The organism is Yoonia sp. R78084 (assembly GCF_044595625.1).
GTDB lineage: Bacteria > Pseudomonadota > Alphaproteobacteria > Rhodobacterales > Rhodobacteraceae > Yoonia.
The window spans coordinates 3,007,777-3,033,135 of record NZ_CP138993.1; the positions used below are offsets into that span (position 1 = coordinate 3,007,777).

At 57.7% G+C, this 25,359-nt stretch carries 27 protein-coding genes and 1 tRNA gene; 15 read left to right on the forward strand and 13 right to left on the reverse strand.

Features of this window, described 5'->3' with window-relative positions; genetic code table 11:
• Window positions 1-27 precede the first annotated feature (27 nt).
• From SJY29_RS15100 to arsJ, 3 genes are read left to right on the forward strand one after another with little or no spacing between them, the layout of a single operon-like run.
• The gene (locus tag SJY29_RS15100) at window positions 28-876 is read left to right on the forward strand and encodes a helix-turn-helix domain-containing protein (RefSeq protein ID WP_400084381.1); all 849 of its coding nucleotides are present in this window, start codon (window positions 28-30) and stop codon (window positions 874-876) included.
• Window positions 873-1,871, forward strand: coding sequence for an ArsJ-associated glyceraldehyde-3-phosphate dehydrogenase (locus SJY29_RS15105; RefSeq protein ID WP_400084384.1), 999 nt, complete (start codon window positions 873-875; stop codon window positions 1,869-1,871). The genes SJY29_RS15100 and SJY29_RS15105 overlap by 4 nt, the downstream gene beginning before the upstream one ends.
• Complete coding sequence (gene arsJ / locus SJY29_RS15110; protein WP_400084387.1) at window positions 1,868-3,130, forward strand: organoarsenical effux MFS transporter ArsJ; 1,263 nt, start codon at window positions 1,868-1,870, stop codon at window positions 3,128-3,130. The genes SJY29_RS15105 and arsJ overlap by 4 nt, the downstream gene beginning before the upstream one ends.
• Window positions 3,131-3,143: 13 nt before the next feature.
• Here the strand turns inward: arsJ and SJY29_RS15115 are convergent, their stop codons facing one another.
• The 5 genes from SJY29_RS15115 to phnC form a co-directional block, all read right to left on the reverse strand.
• Window positions 3,144-3,761, reverse strand: a complete 618-nt coding sequence (locus SJY29_RS15115) for a chloramphenicol acetyltransferase (RefSeq protein ID WP_400084389.1) — start codon at window positions 3,759-3,761, stop codon at window positions 3,144-3,146.
• Window positions 3,761-5,074, reverse strand: a complete 1,314-nt coding sequence (gene phnE / locus SJY29_RS15120; protein WP_400084392.1) for a phosphonate ABC transporter, permease protein PhnE — start codon at window positions 5,072-5,074, stop codon at window positions 3,761-3,763. Before phnE (SJY29_RS15120) ends, SJY29_RS15115 begins: the two co-directional genes overlap by 1 nt.
• Window positions 5,071-5,946 (reverse strand): phosphonate ABC transporter, permease protein PhnE, encoded by an 876-nt coding sequence (gene phnE / locus SJY29_RS15125; RefSeq protein ID WP_400084396.1) that lies wholly within the window; start codon window positions 5,944-5,946, stop codon window positions 5,071-5,073. The genes phnE (SJY29_RS15120) and phnE (SJY29_RS15125) overlap by 4 nt, the downstream gene beginning before the upstream one ends.
• 65 nt (window positions 5,947-6,011) lie before the next feature.
• Window positions 6,012-6,923, reverse strand: coding sequence for a phosphonate ABC transporter substrate-binding protein (gene phnD, locus SJY29_RS15130; RefSeq protein ID WP_400084399.1), 912 nt, complete (start codon window positions 6,921-6,923; stop codon window positions 6,012-6,014).
• Window positions 6,924-6,982: 59 nt separating this feature from the next.
• On the reverse strand, window positions 6,983-7,798 hold the full coding sequence (gene phnC / locus SJY29_RS15135; protein ID WP_110280867.1) for a phosphonate ABC transporter ATP-binding protein: 816 nt from the start codon (window positions 7,796-7,798) through the stop codon (window positions 6,983-6,985).
• Between the two features lie 218 nt (window positions 7,799-8,016).
• Here phnC and SJY29_RS15140 point away from each other — a divergent pair, with 218 nt between their 5' ends.
• The 6 genes from SJY29_RS15140 (at window position 8,017) to SJY29_RS15165 (ending at window position 13,295) form a co-directional block, all read left to right on the forward strand.
• Window positions 8,017-8,307 carry a hypothetical protein gene (locus tag SJY29_RS15140; RefSeq protein WP_110280866.1) on the forward strand — a complete coding sequence of 97 codons (291 nt, stop codon included), beginning with the start codon at window positions 8,017-8,019 and terminating at the stop codon, window positions 8,305-8,307.
• Between the two features lie 244 nt (window positions 8,308-8,551).
• Window positions 8,552-9,043, forward strand: coding sequence for an Lrp/AsnC family transcriptional regulator (locus SJY29_RS15145; RefSeq protein ID WP_400084403.1), 492 nt, complete (start codon window positions 8,552-8,554; stop codon window positions 9,041-9,043).
• A 163-nt stretch (window positions 9,044-9,206) separates the two neighbouring features.
• Complete coding sequence (locus SJY29_RS15150; RefSeq protein ID WP_400084406.1) at window positions 9,207-10,346, forward strand: glycine cleavage T C-terminal barrel domain-containing protein; 1,140 nt, start codon at window positions 9,207-9,209, stop codon at window positions 10,344-10,346.
• 24 nt (window positions 10,347-10,370) lie between these two features.
• Window positions 10,371-10,820, forward strand: a complete 450-nt coding sequence (locus tag SJY29_RS15155) for an OsmC family protein (RefSeq protein WP_400084409.1) — start codon at window positions 10,371-10,373, stop codon at window positions 10,818-10,820.
• Window positions 10,821-10,841: 21 nt separating this feature from the next.
• Window positions 10,842-11,642 (forward strand): enoyl-CoA hydratase, encoded by an 801-nt coding sequence (locus SJY29_RS15160; RefSeq protein ID WP_400084412.1) that lies wholly within the window; start codon window positions 10,842-10,844, stop codon window positions 11,640-11,642.
• Between the two features lie 3 nt (window positions 11,643-11,645).
• Complete coding sequence (locus SJY29_RS15165; protein WP_400084414.1) at window positions 11,646-13,295, forward strand: acyl-CoA synthetase; 1,650 nt, start codon at window positions 11,646-11,648, stop codon at window positions 13,293-13,295.
• A 67-nt stretch (window positions 13,296-13,362) separates the two neighbouring features.
• Here SJY29_RS15165 and SJY29_RS15170 read toward each other — a convergent pair whose 3' ends face one another.
• The 5 genes from SJY29_RS15170 to SJY29_RS15190 all read right to left on the reverse strand — a co-directional run bounded on the left by SJY29_RS15170 (window position 13,363) and on the right by SJY29_RS15190 (window position 18,124).
• On the reverse strand, window positions 13,363-14,310 hold the full coding sequence (locus tag SJY29_RS15170) for a DMT family transporter (RefSeq protein ID WP_400084417.1): 948 nt from the start codon (window positions 14,308-14,310) through the stop codon (window positions 13,363-13,365).
• A gap of 154 nt (window positions 14,311-14,464) precedes the next feature.
• A tRNA-Thr gene (locus SJY29_RS15175) sits at window positions 14,465-14,540 on the reverse strand.
• Between the two features lie 141 nt (window positions 14,541-14,681).
• Complete coding sequence (locus tag SJY29_RS15180) at window positions 14,682-16,130, reverse strand: heme biosynthesis protein HemY (protein ID WP_400084420.1); 1,449 nt, start codon at window positions 16,128-16,130, stop codon at window positions 14,682-14,684.
• Between the two features lie 11 nt (window positions 16,131-16,141).
• Window positions 16,142-17,221, reverse strand: a complete 1,080-nt coding sequence (locus SJY29_RS15185; RefSeq protein WP_400084422.1) for a COG4223 family protein — start codon at window positions 17,219-17,221, stop codon at window positions 16,142-16,144.
• A 192-nt stretch (window positions 17,222-17,413) separates the two neighbouring features.
• Window positions 17,414-18,124, reverse strand: coding sequence for a uroporphyrinogen-III synthase (locus SJY29_RS15190; RefSeq protein ID WP_400084425.1), 711 nt, complete (start codon window positions 18,122-18,124; stop codon window positions 17,414-17,416).
• 67 nt (window positions 18,125-18,191) lie between these two features.
• Between SJY29_RS15190 and tsaD the strand changes: the two genes are divergently transcribed.
• The 4 genes from tsaD to SJY29_RS15210 are packed head-to-tail and all read left to right on the forward strand — an operon-like array spanning window position 18,192 to window position 20,925.
• On the forward strand, window positions 18,192-19,274 hold the full coding sequence (gene tsaD, locus SJY29_RS15195; protein ID WP_400084427.1) for a tRNA (adenosine(37)-N6)-threonylcarbamoyltransferase complex transferase subunit TsaD: 1,083 nt from the start codon (window positions 18,192-18,194) through the stop codon (window positions 19,272-19,274).
• Window positions 19,271-20,233: an NAD(P)H-dependent glycerol-3-phosphate dehydrogenase gene (locus SJY29_RS15200; protein WP_400084430.1), complete on the forward strand. Its 963-nt coding sequence runs from the start codon at window positions 19,271-19,273 to the stop codon at window positions 20,231-20,233. The genes tsaD and SJY29_RS15200 overlap by 4 nt, the downstream gene beginning before the upstream one ends.
• A complete protein-coding gene (locus tag SJY29_RS15205; protein WP_110277693.1) occupies window positions 20,234-20,506 on the forward strand; it encodes a YciI family protein in 273 nt (90 codons plus the stop codon). It begins immediately after the preceding gene.
• Entirely contained in the window at window positions 20,506-20,925 is a 420-nt protein-coding gene (locus SJY29_RS15210; protein WP_110277694.1) for an EVE domain-containing protein, read from the forward strand. Before SJY29_RS15205 ends, SJY29_RS15210 begins: the two co-directional genes overlap by 1 nt.
• A 241-nt stretch (window positions 20,926-21,166) precedes the next feature.
• Here SJY29_RS15210 and SJY29_RS15215 read toward each other — a convergent pair whose 3' ends face one another.
• On the reverse strand, window positions 21,167-21,508 hold the full coding sequence (locus tag SJY29_RS15215; protein ID WP_400084434.1) for a DUF2853 family protein: 342 nt from the start codon (window positions 21,506-21,508) through the stop codon (window positions 21,167-21,169).
• A gap of 248 nt (window positions 21,509-21,756) precedes the next feature.
• Here SJY29_RS15215 and SJY29_RS15220 point away from each other — a divergent pair, with 248 nt between their 5' ends.
• The gene (locus SJY29_RS15220) at window positions 21,757-22,284 is read left to right on the forward strand and encodes an outer membrane protein (protein WP_110277696.1); all 528 of its coding nucleotides are present in this window, start codon (window positions 21,757-21,759) and stop codon (window positions 22,282-22,284) included.
• A 57-nt stretch (window positions 22,285-22,341) separates the two neighbouring features.
• Here the strand turns inward: SJY29_RS15220 and SJY29_RS15225 are convergent, their stop codons facing one another.
• Both SJY29_RS15225 and ahcY read right to left on the reverse strand, forming a co-directional pair.
• Window positions 22,342-23,124, reverse strand: a complete 783-nt coding sequence (locus SJY29_RS15225; RefSeq protein ID WP_400084438.1) for an extensin family protein — start codon at window positions 23,122-23,124, stop codon at window positions 22,342-22,344.
• 6 nt (window positions 23,125-23,130) lie between these two features.
• Window positions 23,131-24,516 carry an adenosylhomocysteinase gene (ahcY, locus tag SJY29_RS15230; RefSeq protein ID WP_400084441.1) on the reverse strand — a complete coding sequence of 462 codons (1,386 nt, stop codon included), beginning with the start codon at window positions 24,514-24,516 and terminating at the stop codon, window positions 23,131-23,133.
• A gap of 214 nt (window positions 24,517-24,730) precedes the next feature.
• Here ahcY and SJY29_RS15235 point away from each other — a divergent pair, with 214 nt between their 5' ends.
• Window positions 24,731-25,336, forward strand: a complete 606-nt coding sequence (locus SJY29_RS15235; protein WP_400084444.1) for an HD domain-containing protein — start codon at window positions 24,731-24,733, stop codon at window positions 25,334-25,336.
• Window positions 25,337-25,359 lie beyond the last annotated feature (23 nt).

Genomic DNA, 25,359 nt, shown 5'->3' on the forward strand with positions numbered 1-25,359 from the left:
AACTCTTAATTCAGATATACATGAATTATGGATATATTGATTCCCAACCGCCTCTCTACACTTGGTCATCCGCAACGGCTCGCCCTTTTTCGGCTTCTGATGCGGCGATACCCTGATCGTGTTCCAGCCACTGAACTGGCACAGGCACTTGGGCTGAAGCCAAATACACTCTCCACTTATGTAAACGCCCTTATGCAGGCAGGTCTGATCAACCAGGAACGTGTTGGCACATCCTTGCGTTATTCCATCAACATGGACGCTGCGCGCGAAACGATTGATTACCTCCTGCACGAATGCTGCAGGGGGCGCCCCGAAATCTGCGTCCCGAACGCCTATCAGGCAGAAGACAGAGGCCCTCAAATGACTGATCGTAAGTACAATGTCCTGTTCATCTGCACCGGCAACTCTGCGCGATCCATTTTCGCAGAAACGATCCTGCGCGATCTCGCCGGTGACCGCTTCGTGGCCTATTCGGCAGGTACCAAGCCCCGCTCGGAACTGAACCCCTTTGCCCTCGAGGTATTGGAACAGAAAGGACATGACACCAACATCTTGCGCGCAAAGAACATCACCGAATTCCAAGGCGACAACGCCCCCCGTTTCGATTTCGTTTTCACCGTCTGCAATCAAGCCGCAAACGAAGACTGTCCTTCGTGGCAGGGCCAACCGATCAGCGCACATTGGGGGCTTCCTGATCCGGTCAAAGTCGAGGGGTCGGACGCAGAGAAAAGCCTTGCTTTCCACCAGACCTATGGCGCGCTCCGAAACCGGATGATCGCCTTTACCGCCCTGCCGCTTTCGTCACTTGATCGCATGTCGTTGCAAAAGGCTGTCGATGAGATTGGCCAATCTATTGAAGAAGGACCTTCCATATGACTGTCTACGCCCTGAACGGCCTTGGCCGTATCGGCAAGCTCGCCCTGAAACCGTTGCTGGAACAGGGGGCAGAAATCGCGTGGATCAATGACGCGGTTGGCGATCCAGAAATGCACGCACATCTGTTTGAATTCGACACTGTTCATGGTCGCTGGAAGGCTGATTTCGCCCATGATGCGGAGAGTGTCACAATCGACGGTGTGCGGCTGCCCTTCATTGGCACGCGTGACATCGCGGATTTGCCGCTTGATGGCGTGGATGTTGTCATTGACTGCACCGGTGTGTTCAAGACCGACGCAAAGATCGCCCCTTACTTCGATGCCGGGGTAAAAAAGGTGGTTGTGTCGGCACCGGTCAAGGATGGCGATGCTGCGAATATCGTGTTTGGCGTCAACCACGATATTTATGAACCAAACCGCCATCGCATCGTGACCGCCGCCAGTTGTACAACCAACTGCCTTGCGCCAGTCGTCAAGGTGATCCACGAGAACCTGAGGATCAAACACGGGTCCATCACGACAATCCATGATGTCACAAACACACAGACAATTGTGGATCGCCCGGCCAAAGATCTGCGGCGCGCCCGTTCTGCGCTGAATTCCCTGATCCCGACCACGACCGGCAGCGCAACCGCCATCACGCTGATTTACCCTGAACTGAAAGGGCGCCTGAACGGTCATGCCGTCCGCGTGCCTTTGCTGAATGCGTCGCTGACAGATTGCGTGTTCGAAGTAGAGCAGCCAACAACCGCCGAAGAGGTCAACGCGCTGTTCAAAGCCGCGTCAGAAGGGCCATTGAAAGGCATTCTGGGCTATGAGGAACGGCCCTTGGTGTCGTGCGACTATACCAATGACGAACGATCAGGCATTGTCGATGCGCTTTCAACCATGGTCATCAACGGCACGCAGGTGAAGATCTATGCGTGGTATGACAACGAAATGGGATATGCCCACCGGTTGGCTGACGTAGCCCTCATGGTTGGTCGCAGCCTGTGACCCAATCTTCTGCGCGGCCAGAGGGCCTGTCGGCCTATATTGCAGTCACGGCGGCCTATTGGGCGTTCATGCTGACCGATGGTGCGCTGCGTATGCTGGTGCTCTTGCACTTTCACACGCTGGGCTTTTCGCCGGTGCAGCTTGCCTATCTTTTTGTGCTTTATGAAATTGCAGGCGTTGTCACGAACCTCTGCGCAGGCTGGATTGCCGCGCGGTTCGGGCTGACATCAACGCTTTATGCAGGCCTTGGCCTGCAAGTGGTGGCGCTGCTCGCCTTGGCCCAGCTGGAACCGTCATGGGCGGTTGGTGCATCCGTCGTTTTCGTCATGCTGGTGCAGGGCGCGAGCGGGGTCGCCAAAGACCTTGCCAAGATGTCGTCGAAGTCCGCGGTCAAGCTTCTGGCACCGTCAGAAGATGGCGGGCTTTTCCGCTGGGTGGCCCTGCTGACGGGCTCCAAGAACATGGTCAAGGGCCTTGGCTTTCTATTGGGTGCGGCCCTGCTGGCGACTTTGGGTTTCGTTTGGGCGGTTCTTGGCATGGCTTTGATCCTTGCCGTCATCCTGTTGGCCGTTTTGATCGCCATGCCCGCAGGCTTGCCAAAGGGCCGCAAGGGCACAAAGTTTTCCGAGGTGTTTTCCAAGTCGCGCAATGTAAATCTGCTCAGCGCGGCGCGTGTGTTCCTGTTCGGCGCGCGCGACGTCTGGTTTGTGGTCGGCATACCGATCTATTTTTATGCGGTCCTGTCCGACGGTACGACCGAGGGAAACCGCGCCGCATTCTTTCTGATCGGCACGTTCATGGCGGGGTGGATCATCCTTTATGGTCTGGTGCAGGCCAACGCCCCGCGCATTCTGCGCGCAAAGACCCGACCCGAAGCAGAGCTCATTGCGGCTGCGCGCGGCTGGGCCTGGGCGCTTGCCATTGTTCCTGCGGCACTGACGGCGGCCGCGATGTTCGCGCAGGGGCCCCAGATGTGGCTGACGCTGACATTGATTGTCGGGTTGCTCGCTTTTGGTGGTATCTTTGCGGTGAACTCGTCCCTGCATTCCTATCTGATCCTGACGTTCACCAAAGCAGAGCGGGTCACGATGGACGTCGGATTTTACTACATGGCCAATGCCGCTGGACGGCTGGCGGGAACACTGCTTTCGGGGGTCACCTATCAGGTCGGCGGACTGGTTCTGATGCTTGGAACAGCGGCTACGATGGTTGCGCTGTCAGCGATCACTGTGGGTTTCTTGCGGCCTCAAGACACCTGAGCCAATCGCTTTGCTAACCGCCGTATTTTTCCAGAAATGCCTCTGCCGTCATCACGCGAAAGTCCGGCAAAGCATCGCGTAGCGTGTCGTGCGACCAGTCCCACCAAGCCAGCGCGATCAGACGCTCTGCAATGTCGCGCGGCTGACGCAGGCGTAGAGTCTTTGCAGGCGTCCCCGCAACGATGGTGTAGGGTGCGACATCTTTCGTCACAACAGCACCCGCCGCGATAACGGCACCATGGCCAAGCGTCACCTCGGGTTTGATCATCCCACCCGCACCGATCCACGTATCATGCCCGATGTATGCGGTACGGGATTTACGATGCGCGAAAAACGCGTCGTCGTTCGTGGCGTCATCCCAATAGTCCGCAGAGCGATAGAGAAAATGATGGCACGCGGCCGTGTGCAGCGGGTGATCTGTCGCGCCGATCCGCGCAAAGGCCGCGATATTGGCGAATTTGCCAATCTCCGCGTTCGCAATGTCGGCGTAGCGGTCACAATAGCTGTAATCGCCGAAAACCCCATGCGCGATGCGGCTGCCTTTGCCGATCTCGACGAAAGCGCCAAAAGTGCTGTCAGTGATCTCGCATTCGGGATGAATGAAAGGGGTCGTGGCGGAAAGACGCGGCATCAATCTTTGCGCCCGATCAGCTTGCCGCGGAGCCAGCCCGAGAACCAATCCATAAACATCACCATAGCGATGATCAGGATGATGTAATAGGCAACTTCTTCCCAATCCTTCTGCGTCTGGATGGCCTGCGTCAGCATCAAGCCGATTCCGCCGCCCGTAATTGCGCCGATAATGGTGGCAGAGCGCGTGTTGGACTCAAGGAAATACAGGATTTGCGCCAAGAGCACCGGTACTACCTGCGGGATCACACCAAAGCGATACCGTTGCAGCGGCTTTGCCCCTGTGGAAGAGACACCCTCGATCTGTTTCTGGTCCACGTTTTCCAGCGCTTCGGAGAAGATCTTGCCGAAGGTGCCGGTGTCGGTGATCAGGATCGCCAAAGCACCTGTCAAAGGTCCGGGGCCAAAGGCGCGCGCCAGAACCACCGTCCAGATCAGCGCATCAACCCCGCGCACAAAGTCGAACAGACGGCGGGTTGCCGCGCGCAGCAGCATGACCGGAGAAAAGCGCTTGGCCGCAAGAAAGGCCAGTGGCAACGCAATAATCGCACCACCCATGGTGCCAAGGAAGGCCATCAGGACGGTTTCACCGATCGCCCATGCCACATCCTTGTGACGCCACATCGCATTGTTCCACCAGTCCGAGACAGCGCCCGCGATGTTCCCGCGGTTCGGGTCTAGCTGCTCTCCGAACAGGATCGTGCCCAAGCCCTGCCCGTGATAGGGGCTGTCCAATGTGAACCAGAACAGTTCCCATCCGGGGAAATAGTTGAACACTTCCGTCCGTGCACCCGTCAGGGTGATGCGTCCTTCGGGCGTCGTGATCCCGACACGGCGATCGGTGGCGGAAATCCAGTCGGGCAGGTCATCAGGCAGGTTGGTTGTGACAAGGCGGCCCTCGGCCTGCGCCGTAATCAACGGGAAGCCCGGAATGTCGATCTCGGTCCGGTTGTCCGGCAGATAGCGGACAACGTGGTCACCACCCAAGTCAATGACGGTCACGTCATCGCCAGTGACCCACGCGGGGCGCATACCATCGGGATAGGTGCCCTTGCGTTCACCCTCTACCGCGTAGGTAATCTCGCCCGAGCGGTTATCGCGGGTGACGTGGACCTTGTGGGACCAGCTGTCAGAGGCAAGCGTGACCGCATTATCCAGATTTGCGCGTTCCGCGAGACCAGGAAGGTCAAAGGCAAAGAAGATATAGGTCAGGTAGACCGCGATGACCGCAGGGATTCCAAAGCCGATGATGCGCTTGCGCTGAAATAGCTTCTCAGCCGCCAGTTTTGTGTCGTGCAGTTCAACGGCGGTCATTGGCCTTGCCCCTCGGTCAAACGGTTGCGGTAGCGGCTTGAAACCTGATCGAAGAACACGATTGTTCCGAACAGCAGAATGAAGATCGCGGCGGCCTCGTCAAAGCGGCCGGGGCCCCATGCCATGGAATTGCGCAACTCGTAGCCCAGACCGCCAGCACCGACGAAACCAAGGATAGCCGAAGCGCGGATGTTGATCTCGAACCGCAGCAATGTGTAGCTGACATAGTTTGGTGCGACCTGCGGCAGCACACCCAAAAGCATCCTCTGTGACCATGTGGCACCGGTTGAGGACAGCCCTTCGACTGCTTTCAGGTCGGTATTTTCGGATACTTCGGAAAACAGCTTTGCCAAAGCGCCAGCTGTATGGATGGCAATCGCGATCATCGCGGGGACAGGGCCACCACCGAGTACGAAGATCAAGACCAGCGCGATCACGATCTCGGGCACCGCGCGCATGATATCCGAGATGCGGCGGAACAGCGGGATCAGACGGGGCCATTTGGCCAGGCCGCGGGTGCCAAGCAGCGACAGGAACAAACCACCAATCGCACCGATCAGGGTCGAGACGGCAGCGATATTGATCGTTTCCACCAGTGCGGGAAAATATTTGACGATCAGGGCCGGCAGATCGGCGCGCTTTTCCCATGCCTCTGAAAGAACATCAGCGGGATAGTCACCAATCTGGTGCAAGCCTTCCCAAAAACCGCCTGCGTTGCGTTCATCAGCAACGTTAAAGCCCGAAACCATCAGGATGACAAAAATCAGGAGCGTCAAACCACCGTAGAGTTTGCGGCGATGCACCTGCGCCATATAGGCGGACTGTATGCTATCCACGGTCGGCGCCGCGCTGCTGAGCGATATACCTGTCATTCCAATCCCCGGGCAAAGAAATACCGGCAGCCCCTAGGGGCTACCGGATGCGTCATGAAAATAGCTTAGTTGCCGATCACTGCCTGACGGGCAGCCACGATGCTTTCGTACATTTCGTGGGTCACCGGCTGGAAGCCAAGTGTGTCACCAGCCGCAACACCGTAGGCGCAGTCAGCGTCACGCTCGTGCAGGCCATCGACCAGTGCCGTCATTGTCGCCTTTACATCGTCTGGAAGTGCTGTGCGCAGAACCACAGGGCCTTCGGGGATGACGTTCGATTTCCAGATCTCGACCATCTCGTTCATATCAACTAGACCCGCATCAACCGCCTTGCGCAGCGCGCCGGAGTTATAGCCGTCTTCCCAGTTGCCCTGACCGTCAGCCCATGTCACACCAGCGTCGATATCACCGTTATTCACGGCAACGATCGTCTGTTCGTGGCCACCGGTGAAACGTACTTCGCCGAAGTACTCGCCGGATTCCATTGTGATACCGTCTTTGTACTGTGGGATCTCGATGGACGGAATCAGGTAACCGGAGGTCGAATTCGGGTCACCAAAACCAAAGACTTTGCCTGCCATGTCGTCAAGCGAAGTCACACCGCTGTCGACACGGGCAAAACCGATGGAGTGATAGCCGACAGAGCCGTCAACGTTCACTTTGATCAGCACAGGCTCAACCACATTCGGGTCTTGCAGGTATGTCGCGGCATAGGCAGATGCGCCCAACCATGCCATATCGATGGTGCCGCCCAGCAGGCCCTGGATCACGCCGTTATAGTCGGCAGGGGCAAACAGCTTTGTTTCCACGCCGAGCGCTTCGGTCGTGTAATCAGCCAGACACTGATAGCTGTTCATGCGGTCCTGTGCGTTTTCACCGCCAAGAATACCGATGCGGAATTCGGTGATTTCCTGAGCGAATGCACCATTGCTGAGCGCTGTGGTGGCGACAAGCGCCATTGCGAGGGTCTTTTTCATCGTTTTCTCCATTGGGTTTGATGAAGGTGGCCCGCGCCGATCACGCGGGGTGAACTGGTTCAGGCGTAGGCCTCTGCTTCGCGGACTTCTGGCCTGTCCAGTGTTTCGATTTCGGTAGAAGTGGCAGCCTCGGAAAAATCCGCACCCGCCCCGTAGATGTCGCGCGCGACGCCCGTGGTCAGTTGCGCAGGCGTGCCGTCAAAAACGATCCGGCCGTCGCGCATGCCGATGACGCGGTCACAGTAACGACGCGCGGTATCAAGCGTATGGAGGTTGGCGATCACCATACGACCGTCTTCCTCATGAATGGTACGCAGTGATTGCATCACCACCTGCGCGTTCATGGGATCAAGGGAGGCAATTGGTTCATCCGCCAGAATAATTTTGGGGTCTTGCATCAGGGCGCGGGCAATCGCGACGCGCTGCTGCTGCCCGCCCGACAATGCCTCGGCACGTTTCGGCGCCTGTTCTGCAATGCCCAGACGATCAAGGATTTCAATCGCTCTGTGGATATCGGCCTGCGGATAGAGGTTGAACATCGTCGCAAAGGTCGAGCGTTTGTTCAGTGTCCCGTGCAGAACATTCGAGACCACATCCATGCGCGGTACGAGGTTGAACTGCTGAAAGATCATCGCGCAACGCGATTGCCAGTCCCGCTTGGCAGCGCCGCGAAGGCCCGTAATATCCTCGCCCTCAAAGGTGATCGTGCCGGACGTCGCATCACTCAGGCGATTGACCATCCGCAGCAACGTGGATTTGCCTGCACCGGACCGGCCAATGATCCCGATCATTGCGGGTTTGTTGACGGAGATATTGGCCGCATCCACAGCCGTTTTGTCTCCGAAGCGCTTGGTTAGCGTATCGATTTGCAGCATATCGCCCCCATGTTTGAGAGGCGGATACGGGACAAAAGCGACAGCTCTGTGAAGGTTATGATTCAGTTACCTGACAATTGCGCAACAGTTCTGTGACACTGCGCCGATAGCTTTGTTCCGTCGGACAAGCGCCGCAGGGTATGGGATTCAGAATATTTTTATCCACAGGCTGTCATAAAGCTGTTACATTCAAACCCAGAGCAATTGGTTTTCGGATTATGAACCTTCGCACCATTCTTCTCTGCGTCTACGTCACGCTTCCGGCCTTCGCGCAAGCGCAGATGGCAGATGTCAGCTGTGATGACACCGCGCGGATGACCGAGACGCTGCAACAGGTCATCGGAGCCGAGCGCAAAGGCATGGGTTTGCGTGACCCAGATACAATGCTGGAAGTCTGGGTAACCGCAGGGAATGGCAATTGGTTGGTTGTGCAGAGTTATGCCAATGGCACATCCTGCATCGTCGCGATGGGTGAGCATTGGGAAGGTTCATTCGCGAACCCTGCCTGAGCCAAATACGGGGCCGCCTTCTTGTTCAAAGAGGAACAGCCGTTTTACGCATGGGTTGGAATAGCCGACCACTGATCTCAAGCTGACATGACTGGTAAAAGCACACACTGATGCTTTTTCGCAGGCCAGTGGGGCGTCAAAGCGTTGGTATTTGTCGCAAAGCGAACCTCTGGTCTTTAGGTTTGCAGTTAAAGCTTTGAAAAGACACAACCCGCCAGGGCCCGAAAGCGTAAGGACAATTTGCATGAAACGAATAGCCCTTGATGCCGCAGACATCCGCATTCTGAGTGCACTGCAACAGCACGGCCAGTTGAGCAAAGCGAGGCTGGCGGAGATTTGCAGCCTGTCCGCCACCCCCTGCTGGGCGCGGCTGACCCGGTTGAAGGCCGCCGGCTATATTCGTGGCTATCACGCCGATATCGCATTGGGTCAGCTGGCTGATTTCGCCCAAGTGATTGTGACAGTCTCGCTCAGCCGGCATCGCAAAGCCGACTTTGACCGCTTCGAAGCCTACATCAACGGACGTGACGAGATCATTGATTGCATCGCCACGGGCGGCGGGGTTGACTACATCATGAAGGTCATAAGCCCCAGCCTGACGGCGTTTCAGGCGTTTGTCGAAGAGCTCCACGCCGAAGATCTTGGCATCGACCGCTACATGACCCATTTCGCGACCCGACAAGTGAAATCTGCTTTGCCCAACATCGCAAAGCTGGCAGGTGCGCGCGCCAAATAGTGCATGCGGCCCAAACGGTCCTTCGGACGTGAACAAAATGGCCTGATTGGTCTGCAAAGGCGGAATCTTCAGTCCGCTTTCTTTGCTTTTCTCAGACTACATCTCGGACAGAATTTACCAGTTTGTGGTCGGGAGGATCGCAGACAAACGGGAGGACGTTTCAATGCAAGCAGATGATTTTGGTTTCGGCACACAGATCCGCAAGTCGCCTTATTTTGACGCAACAGTGCGTTGGGGCGCTCAGGGGTTTTCCGTCTACAACCACATGTATATCCCGCGTGATTTCGGCGACCCCGAGCAGAACTTCTGGAACCTTGTGAACGAAGCGATCCTTTGTGATGTGGCTGTCGAGCGTCAGGTTGAGATCACCGGCCCTGATGCTGCCAGATTCACGCAAATGCTGACCTGCCGTGATCTGTCAAAGATGGCCGTGGGCCAGTGCAAATACATCCTGATTACGAATGCTGATGGTGGCATCCTGAACGACCCGATCCTGCTCCGTCTTGCGGAAAACCATTTCTGGATTTCACTGGCGGACAGCGACATCCTGCTTTGGGCACAGGGGGTTGCGATTAACTCCGGCCTCGATGTGAAGATCGGCGAACCTGATGTGTCGCCCTTGCAATTGCAAGGGCCTAAGTCCGGCGAGATCATGAAGGCGCTGTTTGGCGACGACATCATGGACCTGCGCTACTACTGGCTGCGCGAAGTCGAACTGGATGGCATTCCGCTGATCGTCTCCCGCACCGGCTGGTCCAGTGAACTGGGCTATGAAATCTATCTGCGTGACGGATCCAAAGGTGATCTGCTGTGGGAAACCATCATGGCAGCGGGTCTCGAATTCGGCCTCAAGCCCGGGCACACCTCGTCCATCCGTCGCATCGAGGGCGGCATGCTGTCCTATCACGCCGATGCAGACATGAGCACGAACCCTTTCGAGCTTGGCTTTGACCGGCTGGTCAATCTTGACATGGAGGCTGACTTTATCGGCAAGGCTGCGCTCCGCCGCATCAAGGAAGAGGGTGTCTGCCGCAAACAGATCGGCCTGATCATCGACGGAGAGCCGCTTGCCGGCCCCAACACGACGTTCTGGGAAATCAATCTGGGCGGCGATACCATCGGCAAGGTCACCTCTGCTGTTTACTCCCCACGCCTCAAGCAGAACATCGCGCTGGCCATGGTTGCAGCAGAACACGCCAATATCGGTGCCGAAGTCGAGGTTGTCACAAAGTCCGGCCCGACCCGCGCAACAATCTGCGAGCGCCCGTTCTTTGACCCCAAAAAACAGATCGCAGCCGCGTAACGCCACACTGGAAAGGCCACCAAGATGTCAGACCTTGCGATCGCGCTGCATTGGCACCGCGCCTCACCGGTATTGCAAACCGGTACTTACTCGAACGAGCATACGGTCCAATACAATAACCGCTATGACCTCCTGGTAAACTCCGCCCCCGATTGGGGCGGAAACCCGGACAACACAAATCCCGAGCAGGCCCTCGCCTCGGCGCTTTCCAGTTGTCATATGATGACTTTTCTGGCGCTTGCCGCCAAAGCCGGCTGGCCCGTGGCAAGCTATCACGACTATGCAGAGGCCCATTTGGGCAAGAACCCCAAAGGCCAGATGTCTGTCACGCGGATCGACCTGCATCCTGTCGTGCGTTTCGATACGGGTTTCTCGGTCAGCACTGACGAGCTCGCACAGATGCAGGACCGTGCGCACCGCTATTGCTTTATCGCCAACACCTTGGCCGACAGTGTCGAAATCAACATTCTCTAGCGCCGAAAGAGGACACCCATCGTGACCACACCTGCCATTCTCCTGCGCGATCTGGACGCGCAAGGCATCCTGCGCCTGACCTTGAACGATGCGGCACGGCGCAATGCCTTGTCCGAAGCGATGCTGGCCACATTGCGCGCGGCCTTTGAAGAGGCCGGATCAGACCCGACGGTGCGCGTGATCGTCCTTGCTGCGCATGGACCTGCGTTTTGTGCAGGCCATGATCTGAAGGAAATGACAGCCGGTCGTGCGGGCAACGATGGCGGCAAAGCCTATTTCGCGCATGTTATGTCCCTATGCGCAGGCGTCATGCAGGGCATCGTAAACTGCCCGAAACCTGTCATTGCCGAGGTCACAGGCGTGGCCACCGCCGCAGGCTGCCAACTGGTTGCAAGCTGCGATCTGGCGATTGCAGCGGATACGGCGCAGTTCAGCACGCCCGGCGTGCATATCGGGCTCTTTTGCTCGACCCCCATGGTGGCACTGTCGCGCAATGTCGCGGACAAACACGCGATGGAGATGTTGCTGACCGGCGATATGACATCAGCCGCACGCGCCGCCAAGATCGGGCTGGTGAACCGTACTGTGACACCTGAAGTGGTAACGGAAACAACGATGGCGATGGCGCGCAAGATCGCGTCGAAATCCAGCATGACGCTCGCCACCGGTAAACGGGCCTATTACGCACAGCGCGAAATGACCCTGCCAGATGCCTATGAATACGCGTCTGCCGTCATGGTCGAGAACATGTTGGCTCAGGACGCGCGCGAAGGCATCGGCGCGTTCATCGAAAAGCGTGCGCCTGAATGGCAGGACGCCTGAGCGATGCACACAAACCCCTACAACACAGATCTGGATCGTAACCCCGCAAACCACCAGCCGCTCACACCGCTGACATTTCTGGAGCGCGCGGCATCGGTGTTTCCCGACCACACGGCCATCGTCCATGGCACATTGCGCCGCAACTATGCGGAATTCTACGCAAGGTCCCGCCAGCTGGCCTCCGCTTTGGCGCAGCTTGGTATTGGACGGGGCGACACAGTTTCTGTCGTGCTTCCCAACACGCCTGCGATGCTTGAATGCCACTACGGCGTGCCCATGAGCGGCGCGGTTCTGCATTCCATCAACACCCGCCTTGATGCGTCCGTGATTGCATTCCAGTTGGACCATGCGCTGTCCAGGGTCGTCATCGTGGACCGTGAGTTCATGCCATTGATCCAAGACGCGCTGACATTGGCGACAGTGTCCCCCGTGATCATCCAATACGACGATGCTATGTTCACCGGACCTGCAACACAGACAGGTGCCACTGACTACGAAGCCTTTCTGGCCTCGGGCGATCCCGCGTTTGACTGGCTCGTGCCACTGGATGAATGGGACGCGATTTCCATCAACTATACCTCGGGCACAACGGGTGATCCCAAGGGTGTGGTTTCGCATCACCGCGGGGCCTATCTTTTGGCGCAGGGCAATGCGCTGACCACGTCGATGGCCAAACACGCGGTCTATCTGTGGACCCTGCCGATGTTTCACTGCAACGGTTGGTGTTTTCCGTGGACCCTGTCGGCCATTATCGGCACCCATGTTTGCCTGCGACAAGTCCGTGCGGAGCCGATCTGGGCCGCCCTCGCCGACGACGGCGTGACACACCTGTGCGGCGCACCGATTGTCATGTCACTGATGATCTCTGCCCCCGCGCACGAGAAACGCAAACTTGACCACACAGTGCAGTTCTTCACCGCCGCAGCGCCGCCGCCGGAAAAGCTGTTGGCCGATATGAAAACTGCCGGCTTTGATGTGACCCATCTTTACGGGCTGACCGAAACCTATGGTCCGGCCGTGGTGAACGACTGGCATGAGGACTGGTCCGATCTCCCAGCAGCAGAACAGGCTGCGCTGAAGTCGCGCCAAGGCGTGCGCTATCTGCCGCTTGAGGGACTTGAGGTAATGGACCCTGACACCATGGTTCCGGTCCCGTATGACGGCAAGACCATGGGCGAGGTGATGTTTCGCGGTAACGTTGTGATGAAAGGCTATTTCCGCAATCCCAAAGCCACACAAGAGGCCTTCGCGGGGGGATGGTTCCATTCAGGTGATCTGGGTGTGCGGCACCCGGACGGCTATATCCAGCTCAAGGACCGCTCCAAAGACATCATCATCTCGGGTGGCGAGAATATATCTTCAATAGAAGTGGAAGAGGCGCTCTACCGTCACCCAGCGGTCGCGATCGCCGCCGTCGTGGCCATGCCCCATGACAAATGGGGCGAAACCCCCTGTGCTTTTGTCGAACTGTCCGCTGGTGAAACCGTGGACGCCGCAGCGCTTACCCTGTGGTGCAAGGGCCAACTCGCACCCTACAAAGTGCCAGGGCACTTCGTTTTCATGCCAATTCCGCGAACGTCTACCGGCAAGATCCAGAAATTTCTCTTGCGCGACCAAGCAAGGAGCATGAGGAAAGCGGCTACCGCAGGATAAGTGGCGCAAGATAAAAGCGCTGCGGCGTTTGCCTCCAGATCAGTCGGGGTTTGCGGAGCCGGGCATCTCAGATCGGTGGCACAGTGCGTTCGGTGATCAGTTGCCGCGCTGTAACCCTCTCACGGTGAATCATATAAAGCCCTGCACCGATGATGATAGCGATGCCGGTCAGGGTCAGCGCGTTGGGGAAATCGCCAAAGACGAGATAGCCCAGCATGGTCGCAACCGGAAGTTCGAGATACTGCAACGGCGCCAATGTCGCCGATGGTGCCAGCGACAGCGCATAGGTCATCATCATATGGCTCACTGTGGCGAAAAACCCGACACCCAGCAGCCAGACCCACGCAATGCCTTGGGGCCAAGCCGGATCAAGAAAAGCTGACCCCGTCCCTTGGGCCAGTATCATCACCGGCAGACAGAGCAGGCTCGCGATAAGGCCTGTGTAGAATTGCAGGGTAACGGGATGCATGCGCCGCGACAGCCCGCGTGTTACAAGTATGTAGAACGCAAACCCGACTGCGGTTCCCAGAGGAAACAGCGCGACTGCACCGAAGGCCGCAAAACTGGGCTGGATCACGAACATGACACCGACAAAGCCCACGACAGCAGCACCCACCCGGCGCAGACCGACATCTTCACCCAAGTAGAATTTGCCGACCAGAAGGACGATAAACGGGGCCACGAAGACGATCGCGAGCGCATCTGCAAGCGGCATGACGCTGATTGCCGCGATGAAACAGAATGTCGAGCCGAGTAAAAGCATCGCGCGAAACAAGAGTGGCAGCCAATGCCCTTGCGCCACTCGCAACGACAGGCCCATCATCCAGACGAACGGCGCCATAAGGATGCACTGCACTATAAAACGCGCGGCGGTAATCTGCCCGACGGGCAAACTGCCGGATGCAAGCTTGGCCGCCACATCCAGCAAAGGGGCGGTAATGCAGAACCCCAACATCAGGGCAACACCGGCAAGAATGCGGTCAGTGGATGGGGTGAAGGGGATACTGGTGCTCATGATCCCGCATTAGGGAGAGAACACGCGCGCGTCTATTCCTTTTGCGACGCTTTCCCCGACAGGCTCGAAGCGACGCTGTTGGATTGAATGCCTGCGTTTCCGAGAAATGGGGTTTCCGATACGTTCATCTCCATATCGGCAAGCTGATGAACGATGGTGCCTCAAGAGGGACTCGAACCCCCGACCTTGTCCTTACGAAGGACCTGCTCTACCAGCTGAGCTATTGAGGCGACTAAGTGCTGTCAGCGCGTCCCATTTGCCGTGGACACGTCGATTTTGCAAGCCATTCCGGTCATGATCCGAAAATTAAGCACCCTCCGTACCAGCGATAGGGCGACAACGAAAAGCCCGTATCGGGAAACAGATAAGGGCTATTTCGGAGGCTCACCCGCAACGATCTCGGCTTCTTCGACGACCTCGGTGGAGGGCAGCGCTGCGTCAGCGGCGCGCCCCACAATCAGCGGCAACATCTCGGTGCCAGCAGGCATCGCCACCTCGCTCATGGGCGGCGTTTTCCACGCGAGCGTGTCAAATGCACCGCAGTTGTCGCAGGTTGGGCCCCATGTCGCATGGATATGCTGGCATTTGTCGCAAATCCACTGCGGGCCGCGCGGAGCCGTCAACGCTTTGGTCAGCCAGCCGCGCACCACAGAATTGTCGGCACCTTCGCCGCGTTCAATGGCTGCCATCAAGGTCAAAACACGCGCGGTTGGTTGCTTTTCAACCAGATCACCAAGCGCACGTTTGGCGGCGGGGAAATCCTCGGCCGAGATTTGCAGCTCGGCCATCAGCATCTTGGTTTCCGGGTTGTCGGCGGTCGCCTTTGTCAAAGTGGTAAACCGTTTGATCCGCGCGTCGGGTGTCTCGTCAGGGACGATCTCGGCGAAGGCGGCAGCGATATCAGGATGCGGTTGTGCGTTCCATGCTTTGGTCAACACCCGTGTCGCATAGCGCGCATTGCCTTCACTGATAAATCCGCGTGCTGCCATAATCGCAGCAGGGATCAGATCGGGCGAAAGACGGTTTGCCTCGATTGCGGCTTCGCGGGCTTCAATGGTTTTGCCTTCATCCAGAATATCGCGCGCCTGCGACAGCGCCAGCACCGCATCGCGGCGCTTGTGCACATCGCGGGGCAAGCTACCGGATTTCAACTTGGCACCCAGCGTTTTGCGTGCGCCTTCCCAATCCGATTTTTCGGCCTGCAGGCGCAGCAATACGTCCTGCGTTTCTTCATGCTTGGGCTTCAGCGCAAAGGCCTTTTGCGCAAGCGCCATCGCGGTATCGGTGTCACCCTCGGCCAGCTTCTGTTTCATGATGCCGCGCACACCCACAAAGCGGGTTTTGTCATCTGCAAGCAGCTTTTTGTATGTTTCTTCTGCGGTCTTCCGGTCACCCGTCATCTCGGCGGCCTGTGCTGTCAGAAGGTTGGTCAACTGCGGTTGCTTGAGGTATTTATCTGCCCGCGCGGCCTTGGTCATCGCCAGATGCCCCTCGCCCGAAGCAAGCGCCATCATGCCCTCGCTCAGCGCTTCATATCCCTTCCGCTCGCGGTTGCGGTCAAAGTAACGCGATATTGCGGTCTCATCGCCGTTCAGGAATTTGAACGTGGCCACCAAAAGCGCCATCAGCTTCAACCCCAGCCAGACCGCAACGACCAGTGCAACCAAGGCAAAGACCATCTCGAGCGGGCTGAGCGTGAATTCCTGACCGGCAACATCAACCGTCGTGCCACCGTCCACTTCCATCAACTGCGTGCCGCCATAGGTCAGCGCCGTAACAAGAAGGACAAACGCTATAATTTTTGTAAGTGACCAAAGCATAGGGTTCGCCTTTAGTTATCTGAAAGGGATGTGGAAAGAATATCGACAGCAGCAATCGCATCGGCACGTTGCTCGGCCTGCGCCAGCCAGTCGGACATTTCAGCACGGGCAACTTCTGGCAGGGCGCTGATTTCGGCCAAAGCATCGGACAGACGGCCAGACCGCACAGCGGCCTCGGCGCGAGACAGGATCGCATCAGCACTGCTGCCTTCGCGCGGCGTGGTCGAGCGCACGTCCAACTGGTTCCGCAGGAACGCGCCAAAGCCTGTTGTCTCCTCACCTGAGACACCTTCCGCGCGGGCCGTGGCCAATGCAGCGCGTGCAACATCGGGGAACTGGTCTTGCAGGCTGGCAAGGGTGGGCACACCGTCTTGAACCGCGAGCAATTCTGCAGGCGCGCCCTGCATGGTAGCCGCCTCAAGATCACCAAGGGCGGCACCAATGGGCGCGCCGCTTTCCAGTGCGGTCTGAACGCGCGACAAAGCAGCACGTGCGGCAGCATTGCGCGCAGCAGCAGCGGCATTCTCCTCGATCGAGGCCGCAGCCGCGCGCGCCTCTTCCAACTCGGTTTGCGCCGCATTGGTCATTTCTGCAATCTGCGCACGCAGCGCGTTCAGTTCCGCAGAAACACCTTCGCCCGTGGCTTCGGAAATCACGGTCGAGGCAGGGCGCGCTGCGAGCTCATCAATGCGGGCCTGCATGTCAGATAGCTGAACCGCCAGCTCCGCTTGCGCGGCCTCAATGCCGCTCAAATCTACCTGCGGGGCGGCCTCAATACGCTGTTCAAGCAGGCTGATCTGTGTCGCTTGCGCACTGACCCGGTCGACAAGGGTGGTGTCAGCGGCAGGGGTTGTGAGCGATGCAACGGCGAACCCGATCACACCGGCAAGAAGCCCGCCCAGTAAAAGCGGGAAAAATCCGCCACCTTGTGATTTTGGTTGCGCGGGCGCGGCAGTTTTTGGCGTTTCCGGCGCTTTGGGCGTTTCCGCAGGTGCGGGCGTGTCGGCCGCTTTCGCAGCTTCAGAAGGCTTCACAGACGGCACGGATGTCGCAGTTTTGGCATGCACTTCAGGCGGAATCGCATCAACCATGGGCTTACCTGCCACAGCCGATTCGGGCGCAACCTCGCCGGAAATTGCTGCATTCTTTGGTTCTGCTGGTGTCTTTCGACCCTTAGCTGGCTGTTTTGCCACGTTTTCACCCCCTCAGAGCCTTACCTGCCATATAGACAGGTCAGGTTTAGACTATCTTGCATCCGCAGGACCCTCAAGCAAAGCGCCTGCCTATGCCCTGTGACCAGAGTGCGCATGCAGCGCATCGAGCGTTGCATCCAGCATCGCGGGCATATCGGGGTGCTTTGCCACCGCTATCTGCCGCGTTGATCCGTAACCGAAAGCCTCGGCCACTGCTTGACTTAGCGCAATCACATGCACAGGTGCACAAAAAGGCCCCTGCTTGCGCAATATGGTGGCTGTGCGCGGGGAAAACAGGGGGAAGATGACCGGTTCCTGCGCATCAAGGACGCGTTTTGCATCATTATTCAGCATCTGAGGTTGCTGATCGTAGGCAATGACGTCCGCGCAATCCAACCCCGCCGCGCGCAACCGATCCTTGACCGCCCCGCGCGTATGTTTGCCACGCAGATGCACAAGGCGGCCTTGTGGCCGTGCCGCAATCATGCTGGCAATTAACCCATCCGCATTACCCGGCCCCACATGCGGCAGAAAACCGGCCTCTTGCGCAACAGCAGCGGTCTTTTCACCAACGCACCATGCAGGGGTTCCCTTTGGAATGTGCAGCCTTTCTGCGGCTTCAATCCCATGGGCCGACGTGAAGATCACCGCATCAACGGAATCAATCCGTGGGGTCAGCGGGACGATCCGCATCAAGGGTGATATCACCACCTCTAGCGGCGCTGACCAGCGCGCAGCAATCTCGGCGGCAAAGCTATCGCTCTGCGCCTCTGGGCGGGTCAGGATCATTGTTGCGGTCATGCTGCACCATTGTTTGCGCGTTCCGGCAGTGTTACCTGCGACAGAACAACACGCAACCGGAAGCGCTATGACACGCTCTTTGACGATCCTTGGCATTGAAAGCAGCTGCGATGATACGGCGGCGGCTGTGGTGCGGGATTGCGATGTACTGGCCTCGGTCGTTTACGGGCAAACGGCGCTTCATGCGGAGTTCGGCGGCGTGGTGCCGGAAATTGCCGCAAGGGCACATGCGGAAAAGCTGGATCACTGTATTGAAGAAGCTCTGGCAGAGGCGGGTGTCACATTCGCCGACCTCGACGCCATTGCCGTCACCGCCGGTCCCGGCCTGATTGGCGGGGTGCTTTCGGGTGTGATGTGCGCCAAGGGATTGTCCGCCGCGACAGGTTTACCTTTGATTGGCGTGAACCATCTGGCCGGTCACGCCCTGACCCCGCGCCTGACAGATCAGCTGACCTATCCTTATCTGATGCTGCTTGTCTCGGGCGGGCACTGTCAATTCCTGATCGCCGCGGGCCACGACAGCTTTCAACGGATCGGCGGCACGATTGACGACGCCCCAGGCGAGGCCTTTGACAAGACCGCACGGCTGCTGGGATTGCCGCAACCCGGTGGGCCATCAGTGGAGAAGGCCGCAAAGACCGGTGATGCGCGGCGCTTTCCGCTGCCCCGCCCGCTGTTGAACCAGCCGGGGTGCGATATGTCGTTCTCTGGTCTGAAAACCGCGATCTTGCGCGCCCGCGACAGTGTTGTTGCGGAAAAAGGTGGACTTGCCACGCAGGATCAGGCCGACCTGAGTGCGAGCTTTCAGGCCGCGATCACAGATGTGCTGATTGAAAAGTCCCGTCGCGCGCTTGACACCTATCTGGCGCTGAACCCGGAAAAACCCGCTTTTGCGATTGCCGGTGGTGTCGCGGCCAACACCGCTGTGCGGGATGGATTAATGGCACTTTGCGCCGGATTAGAGACTGATTTCGTCGCACCACCACTCCGTCTGTGCACCGATAACGCGGCAATGATCGCCTATGCGGGGCTGGAACGTATGCAGGCCGGCGAACAGGACGACCTGACGCTTTCAGCAAGGCCCCGTTGGCCGTTGGATAAACGTGCAGCCCCGATGTTAGGCTCGGGCAAGAAGGGGGCGAAGGCATGAAAATCGGGATTGCAGGCGGTGGTGCGTTCGGGACCGCTTTGGGTGTCGCATTGGCCTTGGATGGAAACACAATCCATCTTTGGGCGCGCGATGCGCAGCGCGTCACGCAGATGCAGGAGACCCGTGAAAACCCGAAGCTCCCCGGTGTCACCCTCCCCCAAAATATGACCTTTTCAGCAGCGTTAGAGCCGCTTTTTGCCTGCGACACGATCCTGATCGCGATCCCCGCGCAAACGCTGCCCGCCTTTCTGACGGCCAATGTTGAGGCACTGACGGGCAAGACCCTTGTCGCATGCTGCAAGGGCATCGACCTGCAACGCATGACCGGCCCCGCCAGCACGATCCGCGATCTGGTACCGCATGCGCAGGCGGCCATGTTAACCGGTCCCAGTTTTGCCGCCGATATCGCGCGCGGCCTGCCCACGGCGCTGACTTTGGCCTGTGCCGATGACGCATTGGGGGCCATGCTACAAACGGCCCTCTCCACAACCAGTATCCGCCTTTACCGCACAACAGACACTATTGGCGCGGAATTGGGTGGTGCCTTGAAGAACGTCATGGCGATTGCTTCGGGCGTGGCGATTGGCGCGAGACTGGGCGAAAGCGCGCGCGCGGCGCTCATCACCCGCGGATTTCCCGAAATGCAGCGTCTTGCGCTCGCTTTGGGTGCGCAGCCAGACACGCTGGCGGGGCTATCCGGCTTCGGTGATCTGGTGCTGACCTGCACCTCGGACCAGTCGCGGAACTACCGCTATGGGTTGGCGCTCGGGTCCGGTGCTGACTTTGACCTGACCACGACGGTCGAAGGTGTCGCCACTGCCCGTGCTGTGCGGCAATTGGCACAAGAGCTTGGAATTGATATGCCTATCTGCGCTGTTGTGGCTGACCTGACCGAAGGCAAAACAGACGTCGCGACCGCTCTGAACACACTTCTCTCACGCCCGTTAAAGGAAGAATAAATGCGCTTTGCCCTGATGACAAAAGACAAACCCGGTGCCCTGCAAACCCGCATGGACAACCGCGAGGCCCATTTGGCCTATATCGCCGAAACCGGCGTTGTCGAAATGGCCGGTCCTGTTTTGGATGACGACGGGCAGATGTGCGGATCGCTGATCGTGCTGGATGTTGAAGACATGGCGGCGGCGCAGGCCTGGGCCGACAATGACCCCTACGCCAAGGCAGGGTTGTTCGAGGCGGTCACATTGCGCGCGTGGAAAAAGGTGATCGGCTGATGGCATATTGGCTCTTCAAGTCCGAACCCGATGTCTGGGGCTGGGATGCGCAGGTGGCCAAAGGCGATACCGGCGAGCAATGGGACGGTGTGCGCAATTATCAGGCGCGCAACAACATGCGCGCGATGAAACTGGGCGAGAAAGGGTTCTTTTATCACTCGCGTACAGGGCTTGAGATTGTGGGGATTGTCGAAGTTTGTGCAGAGGCGCATCCGGATACGACCACGGATGACCCACGTTGGGACTGCGTTGATGTGAAAGCCCTGCGCCCGTTCACCAAGCCCGTCACGCTGGAGACGATCAAGGCGGATCCGCGCCTGAAAGACATGGTGCTTGTGAATAACTCGCGTCTGTCTGTCCAACCTGTGAGCGAAGATGAATGGAAAATCATCTGCGCTTTGGGCGAAACCGAAGCTTAGGCATGCAATGAAAAAGGGTCCGGCATAAGCCGAACCCTCTCTCACCCCGCGTGCTCCACATCCACCACACGCAATTGATTCCGGTTCGGCCATTCTGGCCTACATCGCTGTTAGCGTTTGATCATAGGGCCACGCAACAAATTAGCGTCTCAAAAACATTTCAAATGGGCCTGATATGCGACAGCATAACGCAGAACGCCCGCCAAAGCGGCAGGCGTTCCGTTTCGAATAATCGTGTTTTCTAGCCGTAGACGGCTTCTTTGCCGAAGTGTTTGGTCAGCATGTAATAGACAACGGCACGGTATTTGTTGCGCTCGGACTGGCCGTAGGTATCGAGGACAGAAGCGATGGCCGCATCAAGCTCGGGGCTGTCTTTCAGGCCAAGTTTCTTCACAAGGAAGTTGTTCTTCACCGTTTCGAGTTCGGCAGGCTGGCTACCGGCAACAGTCGAGGCGTCAGCGTTGTAGATTGCAGGGCCGCAACCGATGGTCACCTTTGTCAGTAGGTCCATATCTGGCGTCATGCCACATTTATTTTTCAAATCATCCGCATACTTCGCAATCAAATCGTCTCTTTTACCCATGAGATTGTCCCCGATGTTGTCTTTTGTTTCTAAAAATCGGCCAAAGTCGCAGCCATGCGCGTAAGTTAACGGGACTGCGCCACTTTGGTAAAGAAAAAAGCCCGCGATCGGCGGGGTTTTACCACCCTATTGCTGTTTAACGCTGGATCACGAGTGATCACAGCGGTGTGAGCGCTGAAACTTGATCTCAGACCGGTACGTGACTGTTGCACCAAAACTTTGGAACCCAAGCAAACAAGGACGCAACTATGTCAGTAAATAAGTTTCTCATCGTCACTGCAATCGCATTGGCACCTGCTATGGCACAGGCCCAGGATTGGACCGGCGCCTATGGTGGTCTCACCGTCGGCGGTTCAGACATTACCGCAACGGTAAAAGCTGCTGATGCCGAACTCGAAGGTGACGGCTCATCCGTTGGCTTCTTCGCGGGCTATAATTATCAAATGGGCAATATTGTCTATGGTGGTGAATTTGATCTGGATGGCACAAATTACGAAATCGCAGATGGCGCAGTGAAGGTTGAAAGCACAGCACGCTTGAAGGCGCGCATCGGTGCGCCCATTGGCAACGGTCTCGCTTACGGTGTGGTCGGTGCTGTTGGCGCGACATCCAATGAAGTCAAAGACGGTCGCGGCGTTCTCGTCGGTGCCGGCTATGACATGAAGCTGTCCGAAAATCTGTTGATCGGTAGCGAACTGCTGTTCCACAACTTTGAAGATGACGACCTCGAGGTGGATGTAACCACGCTGCGTCTGCGCGTCGGCTTTAACTTCTAATCCGGCCTCACAGAGCATTTCCAAGACTGGCGCGAGGGGCACCTCGCGCCAATTTTTTTAGCGGCACAAGCCCCATCCGCGCGATTGCAGATGAAAGTGATCAGCATGCAGACGGTTGTAGTCAGGTGAGAGTGTCAGGCTGAACCAGTCGCACGCGCCATCCCGCACCGCGCGTAGAAAATCACCCTTGCGGCCGGGTGGTTCCCAGTCCGCCAACAGCCTGACCTGCCCGCCATCGGCCAGTTGAAACCCCGCAATATCAATTGCATCCGCAGTCGCATGCGTGCTCATCCGCGTGGACGAACCATTTCCAGTGCGGATTGTGCGACAGTTGTAGCTACCGATATGGTCAATGGCGGTGACAGATGTCTGCAGAAATTCTGCTGCGGCGGGCTGTACGCTATGCGTTTCCCACATCGCCAGCCGCAAGGCGATCGCGCAACGCGTTTCAATCGATACCAGCCGTGCATCCCCCACGCCCCGCAGATCAACGCGGTCACGGATAAAGCACTGATCACTCTCCTCGAGCGGATCAAGCGGTTGCAAGCTGGCGAAACCGTCCAAGGCTGCAAGGCATTGCGCCTGATCCGCTGCTGCACGATTGAGCTTCCATCCTGTGAGCGGCGTCACCGGATCGCTGATCTGCAACGGCACCGTCGGGTTCCATTCGCGCGGCAGGGGTGTCTCGGGATGGACCAGCGCCTGATACCCGCCAAAGGCCAGCGCCCCCGCAAAGAAAAACGCAGCCAGACCGCTTATCAGGGCCCAGCTGCGTTGCTTCTTCTTTTCATGCCTTTGCGCGGCCTGCTGCGCCATTTGCTGACGTTTGGCATGCCGCATAAAGGGTTAGTACCGGTAGTGTTCGGGCTTGAACGGGCCTTCGACGGTGACGCCGATATAGTCCGCCTGCTCTTTCTTCAGCTCGGTCAGTTTCACACCGATCCGAGCAAGGTGCAGGCGTGCGACCTTTTCATCAAGACGCTTGGGCAGGATGTGCACGCCAACTTCGTAGGCATCGCCGTTGTTCCAAAGTTCCATCTGCGCCAGCACCTGGTTGGTGAAGGACGCGGACATCACGAAAGACGGGTGGCCGGTGGCGTTGCCAAGGTTCAGCAAACGGCCCTCGGAAAGCAGGATCAGACGGTTGCCGGATGGCATCTCGATCATGTCCACCTGTTCTTTGATGTTCGTCCACTTGTGGTTCTTGAGCGCCGCGACCTGAATTTCGTTGTCGAAGTGGCCGATGTTGCCGACAATCGCCATATCCTTCATCTCGCGCATGTGCTCGATGCGGATCACGTCTTTGTTGCCGGTTGTGGTGATAAAGATGTCTGCGCTGTCCAGCACATCCTCAAGCACAACGACTTCAAAACCGTCCATTGCGGCCTGCAATGCGCAAATCGGGTCCACTTCCGTCACCTTCACGCGGGCACCGGCACCGGCCAATGACGCGGCAGAGCCTTTGCCCACATCGCCATAACCGCAGACAACGGCAACCTTACCGGCCATCATCGTGTCAGTGGCGCGGCGGATACCGTCAACCAGTGATTCCTTACAGCCGTATTTATTGTCGAACTTGGACTTGGTGACACTGTCGTTCACGTTGATCGCAGGGAAAGGCAACTGGCCATTCTTGTGCAGATCATAAAGGCGGTGAACACCTGTTGTTGTTTCCTCGGACACGCCCTTGATCGCGTCGCGCGTTTTGGTGAACCAGCCTGGGCTAGCCGCCATACGTTTGGCGATCTGTGCCTTGATCACCGCTTCTTCTTCGGACTGGGGCACAGGGATGATCTCTTCGCCCGCTTCGGCACGTGCGCCCAGCAGAACATAGAGCGTGGCGTCGCCGCCATCATCAAGGATCATGTTGGCGCCTTCCGGGAACATGAAGGACTTATCCAGATAGTCCCAATGCTCTTCCAGCGACTGCCCTTTGATTGCAAAAACCGGCGTGCCGCCCGCCGCAATTGCCGCGGCAGCGTGATCCTGGGTTGAAAAGATGTTGCATGACGCCCAGCGCACGTCGGCACCTAGCTCAACCAGTGTTTCGATCAGAACCGCAGTCTGGATCGTCATGTGGAGCGACCCCACAATGCGCGCACCTTTGAGAGGCTTCTTGTCGCCATACTCTTCGCGCAGCGCCATCAGACCCGGCATTTCTGTTTCCGCAATATCAAGCTCTTTGCGGCCAAATTCTGCAAGGGCGATGTCCTTGACAATATAATCTTTCATTACTGCCTCCTCGGCGGGCGTTAATCAATTTGAAGCGCTGATAGCAGGGGTTTCCCCCTGCGACAATGGCAGCAGTGTCGCGCCTAAGTGACAATCACTTACGAACACTTAAAGGCAGGAAAGTTCATGCCAAGACGGGTGATGCAAACCACACCATGGTTTACGATCTGCAGACACCCCAGTATGTCAGAAGTTGCTGAACCAAGGAGCCACTATGCCCAAAGCCCAACCCCGCGCATGGCAGCGAATGTTGTCCGGACGCAGGCTCGATCTTCTGGATCCGACACCTGTTGATATCGAGATTGAGGATATCGCCCATGGTCTTGCCTTTGTGGCGCGCTGGAACGGACAGACAAAAGGTGACTTTGCCTATTCGGTGGCCGAACATTCGCTCTTGGTCACTGAAATCTTCACACGTCAGCAACCGAAAGCACCGGTCAAATGGCAGCTGGCGGCTCTGCTGCACGATGCACCAGAATACGTCATTGGCGACATGATTAGCCCGGTCAAGGCGGCTGTTGGTCCGGATTACGGTCTTCTGGATGACCGCTTGACTGCAGCGATCCATCTTCGGTTCGGCCTGCCCGCGCAAATTCCTGTCCCAGTTAAGAGGCAGATCAAGAAAGCCGATAAGCTCTCTGCTTGGCTCGAGGCGATCCAGATCGCCGGGTTCACACAGGCAGAGGCCGATAAATACTTTGGAAAACAGGATCCTGGATTGGCAGGAAGCCTTCAGATCAGGTTGCGCCCGCCTGTTGCAGTGCGCGACGACTATACCGCGCTCTATCACAAACTGGCGGCTGCTCTCTCGTTTGATTAAAAAGCGCAACGCTTGCTTAAGGA

What these genes read in the sequence shown, in the direction of transcription:
- SJY29_RS15180 (WP_400084420.1), bottom strand. Translation starts at nt 16,130, where the DNA reads ATGCTTTGGTCACTTACAAAAATTATAGCGTTTGTCCTTCTTGTTACG.
- phnE (WP_400084396.1), bottom strand. Translation starts at nt 5,946, where the DNA reads ATGACAGGTATATCGCTCAGCAGCGCGGCGCCGACCGTGGATAGCATA.
- SJY29_RS15115 (WP_400084389.1), bottom strand. Translation starts at nt 3,761, where the DNA reads ATGCCGCGTCTTTCCGCCACGACCCCTTTCATTCATCCCGAATGCGAG.
- SJY29_RS15170 (WP_400084417.1), bottom strand. Translation starts at nt 14,310, where the DNA reads ATGAGCACCAGTATCCCCTTCACCCCATCCACTGACCGCATTCTTGCC.
- tsaD (WP_400084427.1), top strand. Translation starts at nt 18,192, where the DNA reads ATGACACGCTCTTTGACGATCCTTGGCATTGAAAGCAGCTGCGATGAT.
- phnD (WP_400084399.1), bottom strand. Translation starts at nt 6,923, where the DNA reads ATGAAAAAGACCCTCGCAATGGCGCTTGTCGCCACCACAGCGCTCAGC.
- SJY29_RS15165 (WP_400084414.1), top strand. Translation starts at nt 11,646, where the DNA reads ATGCACACAAACCCCTACAACACAGATCTGGATCGTAACCCCGCAAAC.
- SJY29_RS15150 (WP_400084406.1), top strand. Translation starts at nt 9,207, where the DNA reads ATGCAAGCAGATGATTTTGGTTTCGGCACACAGATCCGCAAGTCGCCT.
- SJY29_RS15105 (WP_400084384.1), top strand. Translation starts at nt 873, where the DNA reads ATGACTGTCTACGCCCTGAACGGCCTTGGCCGTATCGGCAAGCTCGCC.
- phnC (WP_110280867.1), bottom strand. Translation starts at nt 7,798, where the DNA reads ATGCTGCAAATCGATACGCTAACCAAGCGCTTCGGAGACAAAACGGCT.
- SJY29_RS15205 (WP_110277693.1), top strand. Translation starts at nt 20,234, where the DNA reads ATGCGCTTTGCCCTGATGACAAAAGACAAACCCGGTGCCCTGCAAACC.
- SJY29_RS15235 (WP_400084444.1), top strand. Translation starts at nt 24,731, where the DNA reads ATGCCCAAAGCCCAACCCCGCGCATGGCAGCGAATGTTGTCCGGACGC.
- SJY29_RS15185 (WP_400084422.1), bottom strand. Translation starts at nt 17,221, where the DNA reads ATGGTTGATGCGATTCCGCCTGAAGTGCATGCCAAAACTGCGACATCC.
- SJY29_RS15145 (WP_400084403.1), top strand. Translation starts at nt 8,552, where the DNA reads ATGAAACGAATAGCCCTTGATGCCGCAGACATCCGCATTCTGAGTGCA.
- SJY29_RS15225 (WP_400084438.1), bottom strand. Translation starts at nt 23,124, where the DNA reads ATGCGGCATGCCAAACGTCAGCAAATGGCGCAGCAGGCCGCGCAAAGG.
- SJY29_RS15100 (WP_400084381.1), top strand. Translation starts at nt 28, where the DNA reads ATGGATATATTGATTCCCAACCGCCTCTCTACACTTGGTCATCCGCAA.
- phnE (WP_400084392.1), bottom strand. Translation starts at nt 5,074, where the DNA reads ATGACCGCCGTTGAACTGCACGACACAAAACTGGCGGCTGAGAAGCTA.
- SJY29_RS15155 (WP_400084409.1), top strand. Translation starts at nt 10,371, where the DNA reads ATGTCAGACCTTGCGATCGCGCTGCATTGGCACCGCGCCTCACCGGTA.
- ahcY (WP_400084441.1), bottom strand. Translation starts at nt 24,516, where the DNA reads ATGAAAGATTATATTGTCAAGGACATCGCCCTTGCAGAATTTGGCCGC.
- SJY29_RS15140 (WP_110280866.1), top strand. Translation starts at nt 8,017, where the DNA reads ATGAACCTTCGCACCATTCTTCTCTGCGTCTACGTCACGCTTCCGGCC.
- SJY29_RS15200 (WP_400084430.1), top strand. Translation starts at nt 19,271, where the DNA reads ATGAAAATCGGGATTGCAGGCGGTGGTGCGTTCGGGACCGCTTTGGGT.
- SJY29_RS15220 (WP_110277696.1), top strand. Translation starts at nt 21,757, where the DNA reads ATGTCAGTAAATAAGTTTCTCATCGTCACTGCAATCGCATTGGCACCT.
- SJY29_RS15190 (WP_400084425.1), bottom strand. Translation starts at nt 18,124, where the DNA reads ATGACCGCAACAATGATCCTGACCCGCCCAGAGGCGCAGAGCGATAGC.
- SJY29_RS15210 (WP_110277694.1), top strand. Translation starts at nt 20,506, where the DNA reads ATGGCATATTGGCTCTTCAAGTCCGAACCCGATGTCTGGGGCTGGGAT.
- SJY29_RS15215 (WP_400084434.1), bottom strand. Translation starts at nt 21,508, where the DNA reads ATGGGTAAAAGAGACGATTTGATTGCGAAGTATGCGGATGATTTGAAA.